We start from the raw sequence: 16,525 nt of genomic DNA on the forward strand, positions 1-16,525 counted from the left end.
GCGGGCTCGCGGGCACCGTGATGCGCTTCGTCCCGCCGCTGGCCGGCCTCGCGCTCGGCCCCACCACCTTCGACGGCGACGCGTACGCGGCGAATCGGGGCTCACGAAATCGATGTCTTCCGTCGGGGGCAGGGGACGAGCGGGCCTCCAGGGAGAGGCATCGCTCGGCTCCGTGAGCGCAGCCTGTGCGAACATCACGAATTCATAAAGGATAACCACGACCGGCGGGATCCGGCCAGAGGCCGCCGCGCACAGGCGCGATCGGGGCACGACGCGCGGCGAGCCCCGGCGGGATCCTGCGCCGATCCGCCTCTCGGCGCACGGAATCCTTGCCGGCCCGGCCTGGGAGAGCGGTTACACCTCGTCCGCGCGCAGGCGGCGCAGCAGATCCTCCAGCTCGGCGAAGAGAGGATCCGGTGCCGCGATGAGCAGGCCGGAGCCGAAGGGTGCGCCGTCGAGTCCCGCGACCCGCGCACCCGCCTCCTCGGCGATGAGGGCGCCCGCAGCGAGGTCCCACGGGTTCAGGCCCCGCTCGTAGTACGCGTTCAGCTGCCCGGTGGCCACCGAGCACAGGTCGAGCGCCGCCGAGCCGATGCGGCGGATGTCGCGGACCGAGCCCAGGAGCTCCTGCACCACGGCGCCCTGGCGCATCCGGCGGCCCGCGTCGTAGCCGAAGCCGGTGCCCACCAGCGCGAGCGAGAGGGAGGAGGGAGCCGAGACCTGCAGCGCGACCCCGTCCCGCTCGGCTCCCCCGCCTCGGCTGGCCGTGGTCACCTCGCCCGTCGCTCCGTTCACGACCGCGCCGGCGAGCGCGGTCCAGGTCGCGGGATCCGGCTCCCCCTCCACCACAGCGATGCTGACCGCGTAGGAGGGGATGCCGTAGAGGTAGTTGACGGTCCCGTCGATCGGATCGACGACCCAGGTCAGCCCGCTCGTGCCGCCCCCCGACCCCGACTCCTCGCCGAGGAAGCCGTCGTCCGGACGCGCCTCGGCCAGGCGCCGGCGGATCAGCTCCTCGACCTCCCGGTCCGCGGCCGTCACCACGTCCTCCGGGGACGACTTCGACGCGGCGATCTCGACACCGTCCTGCCGCCGCTGGCGGGCGAGGTGCGCCGCCTCGACGGCGATCGAGCGGGCGATGGCGAGGAGGGGGGCGTTGTCGCTCATGGCCCCAGCCTAGGGATCGGGCCCATCATGGGGGGATGAGCACCCCTATCGCCCTCACGGGAGCCACCGGAGCCGTGGGCGGTCGCGTCGCGCGCGAGCTCGCCGACGCCGGTCACGCCCTCCGCCTGCTGGTCCGCGACCCGTCCCGCGCGCCCGAGCTCCCCGGGGCCGAGGTGGTGCGCTCCTCCTTCGCCGACGCGGGCGACTCGCTCGAGGGCGTGCGCCTCCTCCTGATGGTCTCCGCCTCCGAGAACGAGGAGCGCCGCGCCGAGCACCTCGCGTTCGTCGGTACAGCCGCCGCCGCGGGTGTCGAGCACGTCGTCTACACCTCCTTCGCCGGAGCCGCACCCGATGCGGTCTTCACCCTCGCCCGAGACCACGCGGCCACCGAGGACGCGATCCGCCGCTCCGGCATGGGCTGGACGTTCCTCCGCGACAACCTCTACCTCGACTTCCTGCCCGCGATGCTCGGCGACGACGGCGCGATCCGCGGACCCGCGGGATCGGGCCGTGCCGCCGTCGTCGCGCGCGAGGACGTGGCACGCTCGGCCGCGGCGGTCCTCCGCTCCCCCTCCGAGCACCGCGGAGCCGCCTACGAGCTGACCGGGCCCGAGGCCCTCACCCTCGACGAGGTCGCGGCGACCCTGACGGCGGCGGGCCGCCCCGCCGTGTACGTCGACGAGACCCTCGAGGAGGCGTACGCGTCACGCAGCCGCTGGAACGCACCGGACTGGCAGCTGGACGCCTGGGTCAGCACCTACTCCGCGATCGCCGCCGGACAGCTGGAGCACGTCTCGTCCGACGTCGCGCGGCTGACCGGACGGCCGCCGCTCTCCCTCGCGGGGTTCCTGGAGCAGGAGGCGCGGGGCTGAGGCGACGGCGCGGGCCGGGCCGATGGCGCGCGAGGTGCGACGGGACGAAGAGGCCGGGTCCGGCGATCCGCCGGACCGGTGCTCCCCCGGAAAGGCACTCCCCCGGAAAGGCGCTCCGCCGGAAGGGCGATCCCCCGACATGCGGAACGCCCCGCGCATCTCGTGATGCCGGGGCGTCTGCCGGGTGTTCCTGCTCGGTGGCGAGTGAGGGATTCGAACCCCCGAAGGCTACGCCGTCTGATTTACAGTCAGATCCCTTTGGCCGCTAGGGTAACTCGCCGTGGCGCACCCGACCGCGTGTTCACAACCGGAGGCGCTCAGCAAGGATACCCACGCGACCGGCGGATCGGAAATCGGTGCCGCGCGGCCTCAGTCCGCCTCCGCCGCGTAGCGGGACGCCGCCTCCGCGACCTTCCCCGCGTAGCTCCCGGCCGGGTTGTAGGCCGCGATCGCCGCCCGCCATCCCGACTCGGTCGAGAGGTCGCCGCCGGCGTCGCAGAGGTACCGGGCGGCGGTCACCGCCTGCTGGTCCACGTTCTGCGGATCCCATCCGCTCGACGCCCACGCCATCCACGTCGCCGGGATGATCTGCAGCGGACCCATCGCCCGGTCGACCTCGGCGTCGCCGTCCAGAGCCCCGCCGTCGTTGTCGGGGACCCGGTCGAAGCGCGTTCCGTCCAGGCGCGGACCGTAGATCGGCTCCGTCGGCCGCCCGTCCTCGCCCAGCTCGCCGCCGTCGATCGTGCCGTGCCTGCTCTCGACGTAGCCGATGCCGGCCAGGGTCGCCCAGTCCAACCGGCAGTCGGGGTCGACCGACGCCGTGAGGAGGGCCGTGCCCGCGTAGGCGGTGAGCGCACGCAGCGGGATGCCGCTCCCCTCGGACGCCGAGCCCAGCCACGCCTCGTCGGCGAGCAGTCGCACCGGCGTCGCCGCGGCCTGCTCGGGATCCTCCAGCATGACGGGGTCGGCCGCGACGGGAGCGGTCGCCGCGGGAGGGACGGTGGACAGGCCCTCCTCGACCGTCAGCGCGGGCGGCCGCTGGCCGCAGCCGGCCAGGAGGAGGCCGGCGAGCGGGACGAGGACGAGAACGGGGAGGCGGCGCACCCCTCAGAGGTACCAGCCGCGCCTGGGGCCGGGCTCCGCCACGCCTGAAAGCTAAACTCGGAGCCATGGCAGATTCAACGTTCGACGTCGTCAGCAAGATCGACAAGATGGAGGCGGACAACGCCCTGAACCAGGCCCACAAGGAGGTCGAGCAGCGCTACGACTTCAAGAACGTCGGCGCCTCGATCGCCTGGAGCGGCGAGAAGATCCTGATCAAGGCCAACACCGAGGAGCGGGCGAACGCCATCCTCGACGTCTTCCAGTCGAAGCTGATCAAGCGCGGCATCAGCCTCAAGAGCCTCGACGCGGGCGAGCCCTTCGCGTCCGGCAAGGAGTACCGGATCGAGGCCACCCTCAAGGAGGGCATCGACCAGGAGCACGCGAAGAAGATCAACAAGCTCATCCGCGACGAGGCGCCGAAGTCGGTCAAGTCGCAGATCCAGGGCGACGAGCTCCGCGTCTCCTCGAAGAGCCGCGACGACCTCCAGGCGACCATGGCGCTCCTGCGCGGGGCCGACCTCGAGCTCGACCTCCAGTTCGTCAACTTCCGCTGAGGAATGACGCACACGGGAGCACGCGCGTGACCACCGGAATCGACGAGCCCGACCGGCGGGGCCGCACCGGACTCGACAGGGACGGGCTCGACCTCGTCGGGAACCCCGACGTGGTCGTGAAGGAGGTCACCCTCCTCTCGAGCGACTGGTACGTCCTCCGCACCACCCGCTTCGACTACCGGCACCGCGACGGCAGCTGGACCAGCGAGCAGCGCGAGACGTACGACCGGGGGAACGGCGCGGCGGTCCTGCTCTACGACGCCGACGCGCGCACCGTCGTCCTGATCCGGCAGTTCCGCTACCCCGCGTACGTGAACGGCGACCTCGACGGGATGCTCCTCGAAGTGCCCGCCGGTCTCCTGGACGAGGACGGGCCCGAGGAGGGCGCCCGCCGCGAGGCGTCCGAGGAGACCGGACTCGAGGTCGGCCGGCTCGAGCACGTGTTCGACGCGTTCATGAGCCCCGGCTCGGTCACCGAGAAGCTGCACTTCTACGCCGGGCGCTACCGCGCGGGCACCCGCAGCGGAGCATTCGCGGGACTCGCCGACGAGGGCGAGGACATCGAGGTCCTCGAGCTCTCGTTCGACGAGGCGCTGACCCAGATCGGCGTGCAGATCGTCGACGCGAAGACGATCATGCTCCTGCAGTGGGCGGCCCTGTCCGGCCCGTTCTCGCGCTGACGCGCGAGCGTCGCGGCTGCGGACGCGTCAGCGCGCGTACTCGGCGAGGGCGCGGCCGGTCAGCGTGTCCGCCGCCGCGAGCCCGACCGGAGTCCCCTCGAAGACGATCGTCCCTCCGTCGTGCCCGGCTCCGGGCCCCACGTCGATGATCCAGTCCGCGTGCGCCATCAGGGCGCGGTGGTGCTCGATCACCACGACCGAGTTCCCGGAGTCGACCAGCCGGTCGAGCAGTCCGAGCAGCGTGTCGACGTCCGCGAGGTGCAGGCCCGTGGTCGGCTCGTCGAGCAGGTAGACGGATCCGGACGAGGCCATGTTGATCGCGAGCTTGAGGCGCTGGCGCTCGCCCCCGGACAGCGTGTTCAACGGCTGTCCGAGCGTGAGGTAGCCGAGACCGACGTCGACGAGACGGGCGAGCACCGTGTGCGCCGGTCCGCTCGCGAAGAACTCCGCGGCGTCGACGATCGGCATCGAGAGCACCTCGTGGATGTTCCTCCCGCGGAGGCGGTACTCGAGCACCTCAGCGGTGAACCGCTTGCCGTCGCACTCCTCGCAGACCGACGAGACCGTCGCGGCGGGGCCCAGCTCGGTGAAGATCATCCCGGCCCCCTTGCAGACGGGGCAGGCGCCTGCCGAGTTCGCGCTGAAGAGCGCCGGTCGCACACCGTTCGCCTTCGCGAAGGCCGCCCGGATCGCGTCGAGGACCCCGGTGTAGGTCGCCGGATTGCTGCGCCGCGACCCGCGGATCGGCGACTGGTCGGCCACCACCACGCCGGGCCGACCCGCGAGCGAGCCGTGCAGGAGCGACGACTTGCCCGAACCGGCGACTCCGGTGACGACGGTCAGCACACCCAGCGGGACGTCCACGTCGACGCCGCGGAGGTTGTGCGTGGAGGCCCCGCGGATCTCCACCGCCCCGGTCGGACGGCGCACGGCCTCCTTCAGCGGGACGCGGTGACCGAGATGACGGCCCGTCAGGGTGTCCGACGTGCGCAGCTGCGCCACCGTCCCCTCGAACCGCAGCTCGCCGCCGTGCGCGCCGGCCCTCGGACCGAGGTCGACCACGTGATCGGCGATCTCGATGATCTCCGGCTTGTGCTCGACCACCAGGACGGTGTTGCCCTTGTCCCGCAGGCGGCGCAGCAGCTCGATCATCCGCGAGACGTCGTGCGGATGCAGACCCGCCGTCGGCTCGTCGAAGACGTACGTGACGTCCGTGAGGCTCGACCCCAGATGCCGCACCATCTTGACCCGCTGCGCCTCACCGCCCGAGAGGGTGCCCGACTCCCGATCGAGCGACAGGTAGCCGAGGCCGACCTGGACGAGGGCGTCGAGCGTCCCGAGGAGGGTCTCGACGATAGGAGCGACGGACGGCGCCTGCAGCCCGCGGAGCCACGCGGCGAGGTCGGTCGCCTGCAGCGCGGCGCACTCGGCGATGTTCCGGCCCCCGATGCGCGACTCCAGTGCCGCGCGGGTGAGCCGGCCGCCTCCGCACTCGGGACAGGCGGCGAAGGTGGCCACCCGCTCGGCGAAGGCGCGGATGTGCGGCTGCGCCGCCTCCTTCGCCAGGTAGAGGCGGGTGACCTTCACCAGGAGGCCCTCGTAGGTCATCGTCATCCCGGCGATGGCCATCTTCGTGGCCGGACGGTGGAGGAACGCGTCCATCTGCTCGGGCGTGAAATCGGCGATCGGCACATCGGCCGGATAGAGGCCCGACTCGGCGAGGCCCTTCCAGTACCAGCCGCCGACGACGAAGTTGGGGATCGCGTCGAGAGCGCCGCCCTCGAGCGACTTCGAGCGGTCGATCAGCGCGTCGAGGTCGATGCTCGACACCCGGCCCGTCCCCTCGCACCGCGGGCACATCCCCTCCGGCAGGTTGAAGGAGAACGCACCGCTCGTGCCCGCGTGCGGATCGCCGATCCGGCTGAAGAGGATCCGCAGCATCGTGTACGCGTCGGTCGCCGTGCCGACCGTGGACCGGCCGTTCGACCCCATCCGCTCCTGATCGACGACGATCGTGGCCGACAGTCCGTCGAGCGACTCGACGTCCGGGCGAGCCGGCGACCCCATGAACTGCTGCACGAAGGCGGAGTAGGTCTCGTTGATGAGGCGCTGGGACTCGGCCGCGATGGTGCCGAAGACCAGCGACGACTTGCCGGAGCCCGAGACCCCGGTGAACACGGTGATCCTCCGCTTCAGGATGTCGACGTCGATCCCCCGGAGGTTGTTCTGGCGCGCACCGCGCACCCGGATGACGTCGTGGGGCGCGGCCGTGCTCATGCTGTCTCCGTCCAGAGCGGTGCCCGAATCCTAGAGGAGGCGCAAGGCGTCCACGCCGGAACGACGAACGGCCCTCCGGACTGCACCGGAGGGCCGTTCGGAGACCACGCGTCAGAGCGCGGCCGGCTCCGCCCGCGAGATCGCGATCATGTCCTCGCGGGGAACCACTTTCACCCGCGCACGGCCCTCGGGCTCGCCGAGCGCCATCTCGTGCTCGTCCAGCCGGTGCCAGCCGTCGAGATCCGTGTAGGCGATCTCCCGCTCCTCGAGCAGGGCGACCACGGCCGCCTCCTCGGGGTGCTCGGGCGTCCACCAGGACGCCTGGTCGTTGAGCACGTGCGCGACGGTCTCCATGGCGTCGGACTTGGTGTGCCCGATGAGGCCCACCGGTCCGCGCTTGATCCAGCCGGTCGCGTAGACGCCGTGGACCTGCTGGTCCTCGTCGTCCAGGACCTGGCCCTCGCGGTTCGGGATCACGCCGCGCATCTCGTCGAACGGGAGGCCGTCGAGCGGCGAGCCGAAGTAGCCGACCGCGCGGTACACGGCCTGCACCGGGACCTCGCGGATCTCACCCGTGCCGCGCACTCCGCCCTCGCCGTCCGGCTCGGTGCGCTCGTACCGGATCGCGCCGACCCGACCGGATCCGTCGTCCACGAACTCGAGCGGCTTCGCCCAGAAGTGCAGGTGGAGACGACGCGAGGCGCTCCCGACCTCACGGGTGCGCCACTGGTTGAGCACCCGGTTGATGACCATGACCTGCTTGTTGGTCGCGATGGCGGCCTCCGAAGCGGGATCGAGGTCGAAGTCCTCGTCGGCGACGATCATGTCGACGTCGCGCAGCTCGCCCAGCTCGCGCAGCTCCAGCGGCGTGAACTTCACCTGAGCGGGACCGCGGCGCCCGAAGACGTGCACGTCGGTGACAGGAGACGCCTTCAGCCCCTCGTAGACGTTCGGCGGGACCTCGGTGGGCAGGAGGTCCTCGGCGTGCTTCGCCAGCATCCGCGAGACGTCGAGCGCGACGTTGCCGTTGCCGATGACAGCGACGGAGGACGCCTCCAGCGGCCAGGTGCGCGACACATCGGGGTGGCCGTCGAACCAGCTGACGAAGTCGGCCGCACCATAGGAGCCCTGGAGCTCGACACCCGGGACGTCGAGCGGAGCGTCGCGGACGGCGCCGGTCGCGAAGATCACGGCGTGGTAGTGCCGCTTGAGATCCTCGAGCGTGATGTCGGTCCCGAAGTGCACGTTGCCGAAGATGCGGATGTCACCCCGGTCGAGCACCTCCCGCAGCGCGGTGATGATCCCCTTGATGCGCGGGTGATCGGGCGCCACGCCGTAGCGGACCAGGCCGTAGGGCGCGGGCAGGTGCTCGAACAGATCGATCGAGACGTCGTACTTCTTCTCGGCCTTGATCATGAGGTCGGCGGCGTAGATGCCCGCGGGACCCGCGCCGACGATGGCCAGCCTGAGCTTGGTCATTGCGTTCCTCCTGCCGGGGCGCCGCAGCGCACAACCGGTCTCATTCCTGCGGCGCAGGGCGCGCCGCGACGATCGGGGTCAGCCGTTGCGCTCGACGACGGTGTCGGCGAAGCGCGTCAGCGCCTTGCGGACGGAGCCGTCGGGCAGCGGAGCGAGGGCGGCGACGGCCTCGTCGGCCCACCGGTGGGCCTCGGCGAGGGTCTGCGCGGTGACGTCGTGATCGCGCAGCTGAGCGATGGCGTCCGAGATGTCGGCGCTCTGCTCCTCCGTGTGCGCGATGGCGTCGTTCGAGCGGCTCACGTAGCTCTCGATGCGGGCGAGGAGAGCCGCGGCCTCCCTATCGGAGGAGGCGCGCTCGCGCAGGCGCAGGATCGGCAGCGTCGACACGCCGGCGCGGATGTCCGTGCCGGGGTTCTTGCCGGTCTCCTCCGGCTGGGGAGAGAGGTCGATGACGTCGTCGACGATCTGGAAGGCGACGCCGATCTTCTCGCCGAAGACGCGCATGGCCTCCTCGTACTCCTCCGGAGCCTCCGAGAACGCGACTCCCGTGCGGCCCGCCGCGGCGATCAGGGACCCGGTCTTGTCGGCCAGGACGGACAGGTAGTGCTCGACCGGGTCCTCGCCGTCGGTCGGGCCGACCGTCTCGTGCAGCTGCCCGAGGACGAGCCGCTCGAACGTGTCGGCCTGGAGCCGGATCGCCTTGTCTCCGAGCTCGACCATCAGCTGGTTCGCGCGGGCGAAGAGCAGATCGCCCGTCAGGATGGCCACGTTGTTGCCCCACACGGTCTGCGCCGACGGGACGCCGCGGCGCTTCTCCGCCTCGTCCATGACGTCGTCGTGGTAGAGCGATGCGAGATGCGTGATCTCGATCGCCTGCGCACCGAGCAGGACCTGCGGCGTGTTGCCGCGGCCCAGCGACGCGGCCAGGAGGGTGAGCATCGGGCGCACACGCTTGCCGCCCGCCTCGAGGAGGTACCGGGTGGAGACATCGGCCACAGCGTCCGCGAAGGACAGCTGCCGGACGAGACCCTCCTCGACCTGCTCCAGACCCGCGTCGATCGCGCGGGCGAGAGCCCGGTCCGACGAGGAGGAGAAGATGCGCTCGGAGAGGCCGAGCTGCGCCGTCAGAGACGGGCTGCGACGGGCGACGGGCGCAGTGGCGTTCACAGGGAAACCCTAACGTCTCGGCCTGTGCGGACCCCGGTCGTCATCGGGTCGCCGCGATCGGCTTGACGCCGCGGTGCAGCGCCACGATGCCAGCGGTCAGATCGCGGTAGGCCACGCGCTCGAAGCCCGCCGCGCGGAGCCAGGCGGCGACGACGCTCTGCTCCGGCCAAGCCCGGATGGAATCGCCGAGATAGTCGTACGCAGGATTGTTCGACGACGCGAGGCGCACGACGGCGGGCATGACCGTCGACAGGTAGAAGTCGTACGCGGCGGCCAGCGGAGCGATCGGCGGAGTCGAGAACTCGCAGATCACGACCCGGCCGCCGGGCTTCAGCACACGCAGGAACTCGGCGAGCGCCGTCCTCGGCTCGGCCACGTTGCGCAGACCGAACGAGATGGTCACGGCGTCGAACGACTCGTCCTCGAACGGGAGGTCCATCGCGTCGGCCTGGACGAACTCGATCCGGTCGTTGCCCGCCTGGCGGCGACGGCCGACGGCGATCATCCCCGGGGAGAAGTCGGCTGCGACGACCTGGGCGCCCGACCGCGCCAGCGACGCGCTCGACGTTCCGGTGCCGGCCGCGATGTCGAGGATGCGCTCACCGGGAGCAGGGTTGACGGCTCGAGTCGTCGCGATCCGCCAGAGCCGGTCGTTCCCCACCGAGAGGAGTCCGTTCACCAGGTCGTAGGCGGGAGCCACGGTGTCGAACATCGAGGCGACCTCGTCGGGCCGTTTGGTGAGGTCTGCCTTCGTCACGATCCGCAAGTCTACGGCGAGACGAGGGACGGCGGCTGTGCATCCGCCGTCCCGCGCCCGGTCGGCGCGCTCCCCCCTGGGGAAGCGCCGGGACCGCCCCGCTCCGCCTCGCGCGGCGGCCCCGGACCGGATCACGGTAGCAACGGAGCCCTCCGCCCCGAGCCCCGCGGCATGGGACGTCCCATCCTCTGGCGCGGGCGTACCCTGCTGAGGTGACGCTCATCGGCGCTGGAACCCCCCTGCTGCGTGCGGAGACGACTCCACTCGACTCTCCGCAGTCGCTCCTCTCCCACTCCGACCCGAGGCGGCCCCTCCTCTGGCAGCGCGACGGCGCCGGCCTCAGCGGACGCGGCGAGGCCCTGCGCCTCGAGTTCTCGGGCCCGGAACGGCTGCGGGATGCGGCGGCGGCCTGGCGTCGGCTCTGCGACGCGGCGACGGTGGAGGACCGGGTCGGACTGCCCGGGACGGGGCTGGTCGCGTTCGGGACCTTCGCTTTCTCGAGCCGATCCGAGGCGACGAGCGTGCTGATCGTGCCGCGCACCGTGATCGGGACGCGCGACGGCCGGTCATGGCTGACGCGGATCACGATCGGCGAGGCGGAGAGACCGTATACGCCGAGCGAGGAGCCGCTGGGGGCGGAGTACCACGTGCCGCTCTCGCCCGGTGCGCTGCCGCCGGACGGGTACCGCGCGGCGGTCGCTGCCGCGGTGGAGACGATCCGGGCGGGTGAGCTGTCCAAGGTCGTGATCGCGCGCGATCTGAAGGGGCGGCTCCCGCCGGGGGCGGACCTGCGTCGGATGCTGGGTGCGCTCACCGAGCGGTACCCGGACTGCTGGGGCTTCGCCGTGGACGGATTCCTCGGCGCCAGTCCGGAGACGCTGGTCGCGGTCGATCGGGGCGAGATCTCGGCGAGGGTGTTGGCCGGCACGGCCGCACGAGGCGAGGATCCCCTCGCCGACGCGGACGTGGAGGCCGCTCTGCTCGAGAGTCCGAAGGACCGCTCGGAGCACGCTTTCGCTCTCGCCAGTCTGGTCCGGGAACTCGAGCCCCACACACGGGAGCTGACGGCGGGCGCCGCCCCGTTCACGCTCCGCCTGCCGAATCTCTGGCACCTCGCGACGGACGTGCGAGGAACTCTGGGCGACTCCTCCAGCGCGCTCGATCTCGTCGATGCTCTTCACCCGACCGCGGCAGTGGCCGGCACTCCGACCGCCGACGCCCTTGCGCTCATCGAGCACCTGGAGCCCTTCGACCGCGGTCGGTACGCAGGACCCGTCGGCTGGATCGACGGCAACGGCGACGGCGAGTGGGCCGTCGGACTCCGTAGCGCCGAGGTCACGGCCGAGGGCGCGGTCACGGCCTGGGCGGGCGCCGGCATCGTGGCCGACAGCGTTCCCGAGTCCGAGCTCGCCGAGACCCGCATGAAGTTCCGCCCGATCACCGACGCTCTGGCCTGACGCACGTCGGGAATCGTTGAAGCCGTCGGCTACCCGCCGCTTACCCCGCCCGGTCCCCGTCGAGCCGGGGAACCCCCGGCCGTCGTCCTGCGCCCACCGGCGGACGCCCGGGCAGCGCCGGCGGTCTGGTCGTCACCCGGCGGCCGGTCGGTGTGGTCCAGTCCGCTGTGCCGTCCGGATGAAGCAGATACGTCCAGCGGTCGCCGTGGCGCACGTGGTGGTGGGCGACGCACAGGGAGGCGAGGTTGTCGGGAGTCGTCTCTCCCCCGTTCCGCCATTCGACGCTGTGGTCGGTCTCCGTCGAGGACGCCGGCCGGGTGCAGCCCGGGAAGCGGCAGGTCTGGTCGCGGAGGCGGACCAGCAGCCTCATCCTCGGCGGCGGGAGGCGGTGGCGACGCCCGACGGAGACGACCGCGCCGGTCTCCTCGTCGGTCAGCACTGGAGTGAAGGCGGCGTCGTCGTCGATGAGCGCTCGCACCGCCTCGGCGGGGATCGGCCCGTAGCCGTCGAGCTCGGCGGCCGCCTCGTCGTCACCTGCGGCGGTGCTCGCCGCCACGGTGACTCTCACCTCGGCCCGCAGCCCGGTCGAGGGCGCCGCGGCTCCCTCCGGAGTGGTCCCCGCCACGTCCCCGTGGCAGAGCAGGTCGGCCCACGCGTCGGCGCGGAGCTGCGCCAGCGTCCGCAGATCGCGGTCCCCTTCGGCGCCGTCCCGCAGATCCCTCGCGATGCGGTCGAGCCGGGCGAGCGCTCCGACGGCCTCGGGCGCGGGGACGTGCGCGCACACCGTCGCCATGCCGTCGATCCCGGCTGTCATCCACACCCGGCGGTCCTCACGGGCGCGAGCGTGCCGCTCGGCGAGGGGCTCGTCGTGCAGCTCCTCCCGCACCCGCGCGAGGGCGTGGCGCAGCTGCCCCGGGGTCAGCGTCTCCGCGAGGTCGACGGCCCGGTCGTCGTAGGCCGCGCGCGCCGCTGCCGGGAGGGTCGCCGCGACGGAGCAGACGAGCTGGCCGGCCTCCCAGCGCATCCTGGCGTCGGCGAGCGCGGAGCGGGTCCGCGGCAGCTCCTCCATCAGGAGCGAGGCGTGCAGCAGCTCCCTGGCGGCGGTGCGCTCGGAGACCCCGAGGGCGACGGCGAACTCCGCTCGGATCGACCGTTCGACGAGGTCCGTCGCATCCTTGCTGTCCGTCGAGGAGCCTCGGGCGAACGCGTCGGGACAGGTCAGCGCCGCGCGGTGTCCCGCGTGCAGCGCCTCCGCCGCGGTCAGGAGCACCGGGGAGGCGCTCCTCGCGAGCGCCGCCGCCCGGTCGCCGAGGGCGAGGACCTCTCCTCGCACCGTCTCCGCATCAGCCATGCCTCCAGCGAAGCAGCAGCAGACGAGCTGCGGAGCTCGAACGAGGCGTCCCCGGGAGAACAGCGTCCGACGACGACCTGTGGAGGACCGACCGACCGGACCCGTGCGGACTCAGCGCTCGAGCCGGATCTCCACGATGCCCGGCCCGTCGCCCGGCGAGGTCAGCGCCTGCTCCAGCTCGCCGCGCGTCGCCGCACGACGGTGGCCCCACCCGTAGGCGCGCGCGAGAGCCTCCAGATCGGCGTTCTGCGGGGTGAACTGCACGCGGTCGAACGCATCGGGATGCGAGCTCGATGCGACCTCGAGTCCGTCGAAGATCGTGCCGCCCCCGTCGTTCACGACGACGAGCTGCACGCGCGGGCGTCGCTCTCCGGGCGGGAGGAGGAGGCCGCCGGCCTCGTGGAGCAGAGTGAGATCGCCGAGGACCGCCCGGGTGACTCCGCCGGCTCCCTGCTCGGTCGCCTGCGAAGCCACCGCGATCCCGAGAGCCGTCGAGATCGTGCCGTCGATGCCGGCGAGGCCGCGGTTCGCCAGGACGGATATCCGCTTGCCCGGCAGGGTCCCGTCGGCGACGCGGATCAGCCGCGACGCTCCGAACAGCAGCCGGTCGTGCGGCCAGGTGACCTTCCAGACCGCGGCGACGACGAAGTCGCGGGTGAGCGGTGCCCTGATCGCGGCGAGGGCGTTGCGCGCGTAGCCGCGGCGGTCCTCGACCGACATCGACCCGGCGTCGGGGACCTCGTCCAGCTCGTCGGGGTCGACCGTCAGGGCGCGGCTCGCGGACACCCAGGATCCGGCCCAGGCGCGCTCGCCGCGCTCGGGACGCGGCGACCCCTCGGAGCGGACCACGTCGACGCCTCCGACGCGGCGGGCGCGCCGGCCGGGGTTGTAGAACTGCTCGCGCACGGCGTCCACGACGATCACCTCGACGTCCTCGCGCCGCAGCAGCTCGGGGACCTCGCGGGAGAGCGTCGGGTGTCCGAGCACGATCGCCCGGCGGATGCGTCCGCCGAAGTCGGGCTCGCCGAGCAGGCGACGCCAGGCGACGACGAGCTGCGGTCCGAAGCGGGCGCCGGAGGAGACCTCGGCCAGCAGCGGCCAGTCGCCGGCGCGAGCGATCTCCTCGGCCGCGGCGCCCGCCTTGTCCCCGGCGATGACGACCGTGAGCGGCTCACCGGGACCGGCGGTCACGACGGCACGCGGGATCCCGGATCCGACAGCGGGCGACGAGACCGGTCCGATCCGCTCCATGTCGGGCAGAGCGGAGGAGAGCGGGTCGCGGAAGGAGAGGTTCAGGTGGACCGGCCCGCGGCGTGCCGCGGTGACGGCACGATCGGCGAGCGCACGCGCGTCCTCGGGCCGGGAGGCGTCGTCCGGAGCAGCGACGTCCTCGAACAGCCGCACGGCACGCCCGTACAGCTCGCGCTGCTCGGCCGTCTGGTTCGATCGGATGCCGCGCAGCTCGTCGGGCCGGTCGGCGGTCAGGACGATCATCGGCACGTCCGAGGCGTCCGCCTCGAGCACGGCCGGGTGCAGGTTCGCGGTCGCCGTGCCGGAGGTCGTGATGACGAGCGCCGGCATCCCGGATTCGAGGGCGAGGCCCAGCGCCAGGAACCCAGCGGAGCGCTCATCGATCCGCACGTGCAGCCGGACGTCGCCGCGGGTCTCGAGCTCGGCCGCCACCAGGGCGAGCGCCTGCGAGCGGGAGCCCGGAGCGACGACGACGTCGCGGACGCCGAGCGCGACGAAGCGGGTGAGGAGGTCGACCGCGAATCGGGTGGAGGGGGCGACCGGCCGGTGCTCAGGCATCCCGGCGGCCGGGGCCGTCGGCCTCGCCCTGCTCGTCCATGTCGGCGAGGTCGCGCTCGAGCTGGGCGATGCGCTCGGCCTGCAGGCGTTCCTCCTCGGGGTCGCGCTCGGTGCGGAGGGTGCCGAGGAAGTCGGGGTCGTCGTCCGGAGCGGTGTAGCGGCGGCCGGCGGCGCGCTGCTTTCGGGGGCGGCCGATCCAGAACCACAGTCCCGCACCGATGACCGGGAGGATCAGCACCACCAGGAGCCAGGACCACTTCGGGATCGCGCGCACGGCGTGACGGTTGCTCATCGCGACGTCGATCACGGTGTAGACCGTGAAGACGGCGAGGGCCACGAGCAGGCCGATGACGAGGCGGATCATGGACACGAGTCTACGTCCGGCACCCCCGTCGGGGAGGGTCCGCACGGACGCTGGACAGGAGGCTCCCACGGTGCTCACGGAAGCGCGTGCAGGGGCCGACGTACACTGTCCCGGTGAAACTGAGCCGCGCGGTCGTCGTCTACTCGCTCCTGCGCCTGGCGATGTTCGCCGGCGTCTTCGTGCTGGTGTACCTGCCGGCGCGCACCTTCGTCGACTCGGAGCTGACGGCCGCGGTCACCGCGGGCTTCGTCGCCGCGATCGCGAGCCTGTCCCTCTCCTACATCCTGCTGAGGAAGCCCCGCGAGCGCATCGCGGAGGCGATCTACGAGCGCCGCAAGGACGTCCCGCGCGCCCCGACCGACGACGACGTCGAGGACGCCGCGGTCGACGCGACCCGCGACGACCGCTGAGCCGGGCGCTCCCGCCGGCGAGGGCTCCCCTCGGACGCGCTGACCCCGCTCGCACCAGGCCCGGCACGCACTTCTCACCCGAATCCGGCCCACCCGAGCCCGCCTCGTGCGAGCCGCCGCTCTAGAACGCCAGCGCCGCCCCGAGGATGACCGCGTAGGCGAGCCCGCCCAGGCTGGTCAGCTGCAGCGCCAGGATGAGCTCCTTCGCCGTCTTCGCCGTCAAGGTGATCAGGATGGCCGGCAGGATCATCAGAAGCACGAAGAGCGTCAGCCACGCCAGCGGGTAGAACAGCGCGAGGATCACCGCGATGCCGAACGGGATCAGCACGAAGCCCGTGTAGATCGCCCGGGACACGGCCGGTCCCGCGAGGACCGCGAGGGTCCGCTTGCCCGAGAGGCGGTCGGTCGGGATGTCGCGGATGTTGTTGACCATGAGCACGGCGCAGGCGAACAGGCCCGCCGCCACGGCGCCGAGCCACGACTCCTGGTTGGTGCGGCCGATCTGCACGAACGTGGTGCCGACGGTGGCGACCAGGCCGAAGAACACGAAGACGAAGAGCTCGCCGAGCCCGAGGTAGCCGTAGGGGCGGCGTCCGCCGGTGTAGAACCAGCCGGCCGCGATCGCCGCCGCGCCGACGATCAGGAACCACCACTGCCCCGAGAGGGCGGTGAGCACGAGGCCGGCGACGGCCGCGATCCCGAAGAAGACCAGGGCGACGGTGAGCACCTGGCGGGGCTTCGCCGCTCCGGAGCCGGTCAGCCGCGAGGGTCCGACGCGGTTGGCGTCGGTGCCGCGCACGCCGTCGGAGTAGTCGTTGGCGTAGTTGACGGCGATCTGCAGGGCGAGCGAGACGGCCAGGCAGAGCAGCGCGCGCACCCAGTGCCAGCCCTCGTCGACGACCTGGGTCGCTCCGGTGCCGATGAGCACGGGGGCGACGGCCAGCGGGAGGGTGCGGAGGCGGGCGCCGGCGATCCACTCGCGGGGACCGGCGGGCTTCACGACGACCGTTCGCGGGCTGCCCCCGGGGCGGCCGCTGGAGGACTTCTTCTTGCGACTCGTACTCGACACGGAGGGAA

General features: G+C 72.3%; 15 protein-coding genes and 1 tRNA gene. 5 read left to right on the forward strand and 11 right to left on the reverse strand.

Going from position 1 to position 16,525, the window contains the following annotated elements:
• Window positions 1–354: 354 nt before the first annotated feature.
• Entirely contained in the window at window positions 355–1,167 is an 813-nt protein-coding gene (locus C5C46_RS05145) for an inositol monophosphatase family protein (protein ID WP_104223609.1), read from the reverse strand.
• 35 nt (window positions 1,168–1,202) lie between these two features.
• Between C5C46_RS05145 and C5C46_RS05150 the strand changes: the two genes are divergently transcribed.
• Window positions 1,203–2,039, forward strand: a complete 837-nt coding sequence (locus C5C46_RS05150; RefSeq protein WP_104225900.1) for an SDR family oxidoreductase — start codon at window positions 1,203–1,205, stop codon at window positions 2,037–2,039.
• A gap of 198 nt (window positions 2,040–2,237) precedes the next feature.
• On the opposite strand, the gene C5C46_RS05155 is transcribed toward C5C46_RS05150, so the two are convergent.
• A tRNA-Tyr gene (locus tag C5C46_RS05155) sits at window positions 2,238–2,319 on the reverse strand.
• A gap of 89 nt (window positions 2,320–2,408) precedes the next feature.
• Entirely contained in the window at window positions 2,409–3,143 is a 735-nt protein-coding gene (locus C5C46_RS05160) for a hypothetical protein (RefSeq protein ID WP_104225901.1), read from the reverse strand.
• Window positions 3,144–3,208: 65 nt separating this feature from the next.
• Here C5C46_RS05160 and C5C46_RS05165 point away from each other — a divergent pair, with 65 nt between their 5' ends.
• Together C5C46_RS05165 and C5C46_RS05170 are read left to right on the forward strand one after the other, a co-directional pair.
• Window positions 3,209–3,697 (forward strand): YajQ family cyclic di-GMP-binding protein, encoded by a 489-nt coding sequence (locus C5C46_RS05165; RefSeq protein ID WP_104223606.1) that lies wholly within the window; start codon window positions 3,209–3,211, stop codon window positions 3,695–3,697.
• A gap of 26 nt (window positions 3,698–3,723) precedes the next feature.
• Window positions 3,724–4,377, forward strand: a complete 654-nt coding sequence (locus C5C46_RS05170) for an NUDIX domain-containing protein (protein WP_104225902.1) — start codon at window positions 3,724–3,726, stop codon at window positions 4,375–4,377.
• A gap of 27 nt (window positions 4,378–4,404) precedes the next feature.
• Here C5C46_RS05170 and C5C46_RS05175 read toward each other — a convergent pair whose 3' ends face one another.
• The 4 genes from C5C46_RS05175 to ubiE form a co-directional block, all read right to left on the reverse strand.
• Window positions 4,405–6,654 (reverse strand): excinuclease ABC subunit UvrA, encoded by a 2,250-nt coding sequence (locus C5C46_RS05175; RefSeq protein WP_104225903.1) that lies wholly within the window; start codon window positions 6,652–6,654, stop codon window positions 4,405–4,407.
• 111 nt (window positions 6,655–6,765) lie between these two features.
• Window positions 6,766–8,133 carry an FAD-dependent oxidoreductase gene (locus C5C46_RS05180; protein WP_104225904.1) on the reverse strand — a complete coding sequence of 456 codons (1,368 nt, stop codon included), beginning with the start codon at window positions 8,131–8,133 and terminating at the stop codon, window positions 6,766–6,768.
• A 78-nt stretch (window positions 8,134–8,211) separates the two neighbouring features.
• On the reverse strand, window positions 8,212–9,300 hold the full coding sequence (locus C5C46_RS05185; protein WP_104225905.1) for a polyprenyl synthetase family protein: 1,089 nt from the start codon (window positions 9,298–9,300) through the stop codon (window positions 8,212–8,214).
• 40 nt (window positions 9,301–9,340) lie between these two features.
• Entirely contained in the window at window positions 9,341–10,057 is a 717-nt protein-coding gene (ubiE, locus tag C5C46_RS05190) for a bifunctional demethylmenaquinone methyltransferase/2-methoxy-6-polyprenyl-1,4-benzoquinol methylase UbiE (RefSeq protein ID WP_104226060.1), read from the reverse strand.
• A 212-nt stretch (window positions 10,058–10,269) separates the two neighbouring features.
• Here ubiE and C5C46_RS05195 point away from each other — a divergent pair, with 212 nt between their 5' ends.
• Window positions 10,270–11,514, forward strand: a complete 1,245-nt coding sequence (locus tag C5C46_RS05195) for an isochorismate synthase MenF (RefSeq protein WP_374953788.1) — start codon at window positions 10,270–10,272, stop codon at window positions 11,512–11,514.
• A gap of 40 nt (window positions 11,515–11,554) precedes the next feature.
• On the opposite strand, the gene C5C46_RS05200 is transcribed toward C5C46_RS05195, so the two are convergent.
• The 3 genes from C5C46_RS05200 to C5C46_RS05210 all read right to left on the reverse strand — a co-directional run bounded on the left by C5C46_RS05200 (window position 11,555) and on the right by C5C46_RS05210 (window position 15,038).
• Window positions 11,555–12,865 (reverse strand): HNH endonuclease signature motif containing protein, encoded by a 1,311-nt coding sequence (locus C5C46_RS05200; RefSeq protein ID WP_104225906.1) that lies wholly within the window; start codon window positions 12,863–12,865, stop codon window positions 11,555–11,557.
• Between the two features lie 111 nt (window positions 12,866–12,976).
• Window positions 12,977–14,674, reverse strand: coding sequence for a 2-succinyl-5-enolpyruvyl-6-hydroxy-3-cyclohexene-1-carboxylic-acid synthase (gene menD / locus C5C46_RS05205; RefSeq protein WP_104225907.1), 1,698 nt, complete (start codon window positions 14,672–14,674; stop codon window positions 12,977–12,979).
• Window positions 14,667–15,038 carry a PLD nuclease N-terminal domain-containing protein gene (locus C5C46_RS05210; protein WP_104225908.1) on the reverse strand — a complete coding sequence of 124 codons (372 nt, stop codon included), beginning with the start codon at window positions 15,036–15,038 and terminating at the stop codon, window positions 14,667–14,669. Before C5C46_RS05210 ends, menD begins: the two co-directional genes overlap by 8 nt.
• Before the next feature lie 113 nt (window positions 15,039–15,151).
• Here C5C46_RS05210 and C5C46_RS05215 point away from each other — a divergent pair, with 113 nt between their 5' ends.
• On the forward strand, window positions 15,152–15,448 hold the full coding sequence (locus C5C46_RS05215) for a DUF4229 domain-containing protein (protein ID WP_104239140.1): 297 nt from the start codon (window positions 15,152–15,154) through the stop codon (window positions 15,446–15,448).
• A gap of 121 nt (window positions 15,449–15,569) precedes the next feature.
• Here C5C46_RS05215 and C5C46_RS05220 read toward each other — a convergent pair whose 3' ends face one another.
• Window positions 15,570–16,517 carry a 1,4-dihydroxy-2-naphthoate polyprenyltransferase gene (locus tag C5C46_RS05220; protein ID WP_374953789.1) on the reverse strand — a complete coding sequence of 316 codons (948 nt, stop codon included), beginning with the start codon at window positions 16,515–16,517 and terminating at the stop codon, window positions 15,570–15,572.
• Window positions 16,518–16,525: the final 8 nt, after the last annotated feature.

The organism is Rathayibacter sp. AY1E6 (genome assembly GCF_002931115.1).
Lineage (GTDB): Bacteria > Actinomycetota > Actinomycetes > Actinomycetales > Microbacteriaceae > Rathayibacter.

Excerpts from the sequence above, each read along its gene's own strand:
- C5C46_RS05200 (WP_104225906.1), bottom strand. The coding sequence starts at position 12,865 with ATGGCTGATGCGGAGACGGTGCGAGGAGAGGTCCTCGCCCTCGGCGAC.
- C5C46_RS05165 (WP_104223606.1), top strand. The coding sequence starts at position 3,209 with ATGGCAGATTCAACGTTCGACGTCGTCAGCAAGATCGACAAGATGGAG.
- C5C46_RS05210 (WP_104225908.1), bottom strand. The coding sequence starts at position 15,038 with ATGATCCGCCTCGTCATCGGCCTGCTCGTGGCCCTCGCCGTCTTCACG.
- C5C46_RS05180 (WP_104225904.1), bottom strand. The coding sequence starts at position 8,133 with ATGACCAAGCTCAGGCTGGCCATCGTCGGCGCGGGTCCCGCGGGCATC.
- C5C46_RS05145 (WP_104223609.1), bottom strand. The coding sequence starts at position 1,167 with ATGAGCGACAACGCCCCCCTCCTCGCCATCGCCCGCTCGATCGCCGTC.
- C5C46_RS05175 (WP_104225903.1), bottom strand. The coding sequence starts at position 6,654 with ATGAGCACGGCCGCGCCCCACGACGTCATCCGGGTGCGCGGTGCGCGC.
- menD (WP_104225907.1), bottom strand. The coding sequence starts at position 14,674 with ATGCCTGAGCACCGGCCGGTCGCCCCCTCCACCCGATTCGCGGTCGAC.
- C5C46_RS05150 (WP_104225900.1), top strand. The coding sequence starts at position 1,203 with ATGAGCACCCCTATCGCCCTCACGGGAGCCACCGGAGCCGTGGGCGGT.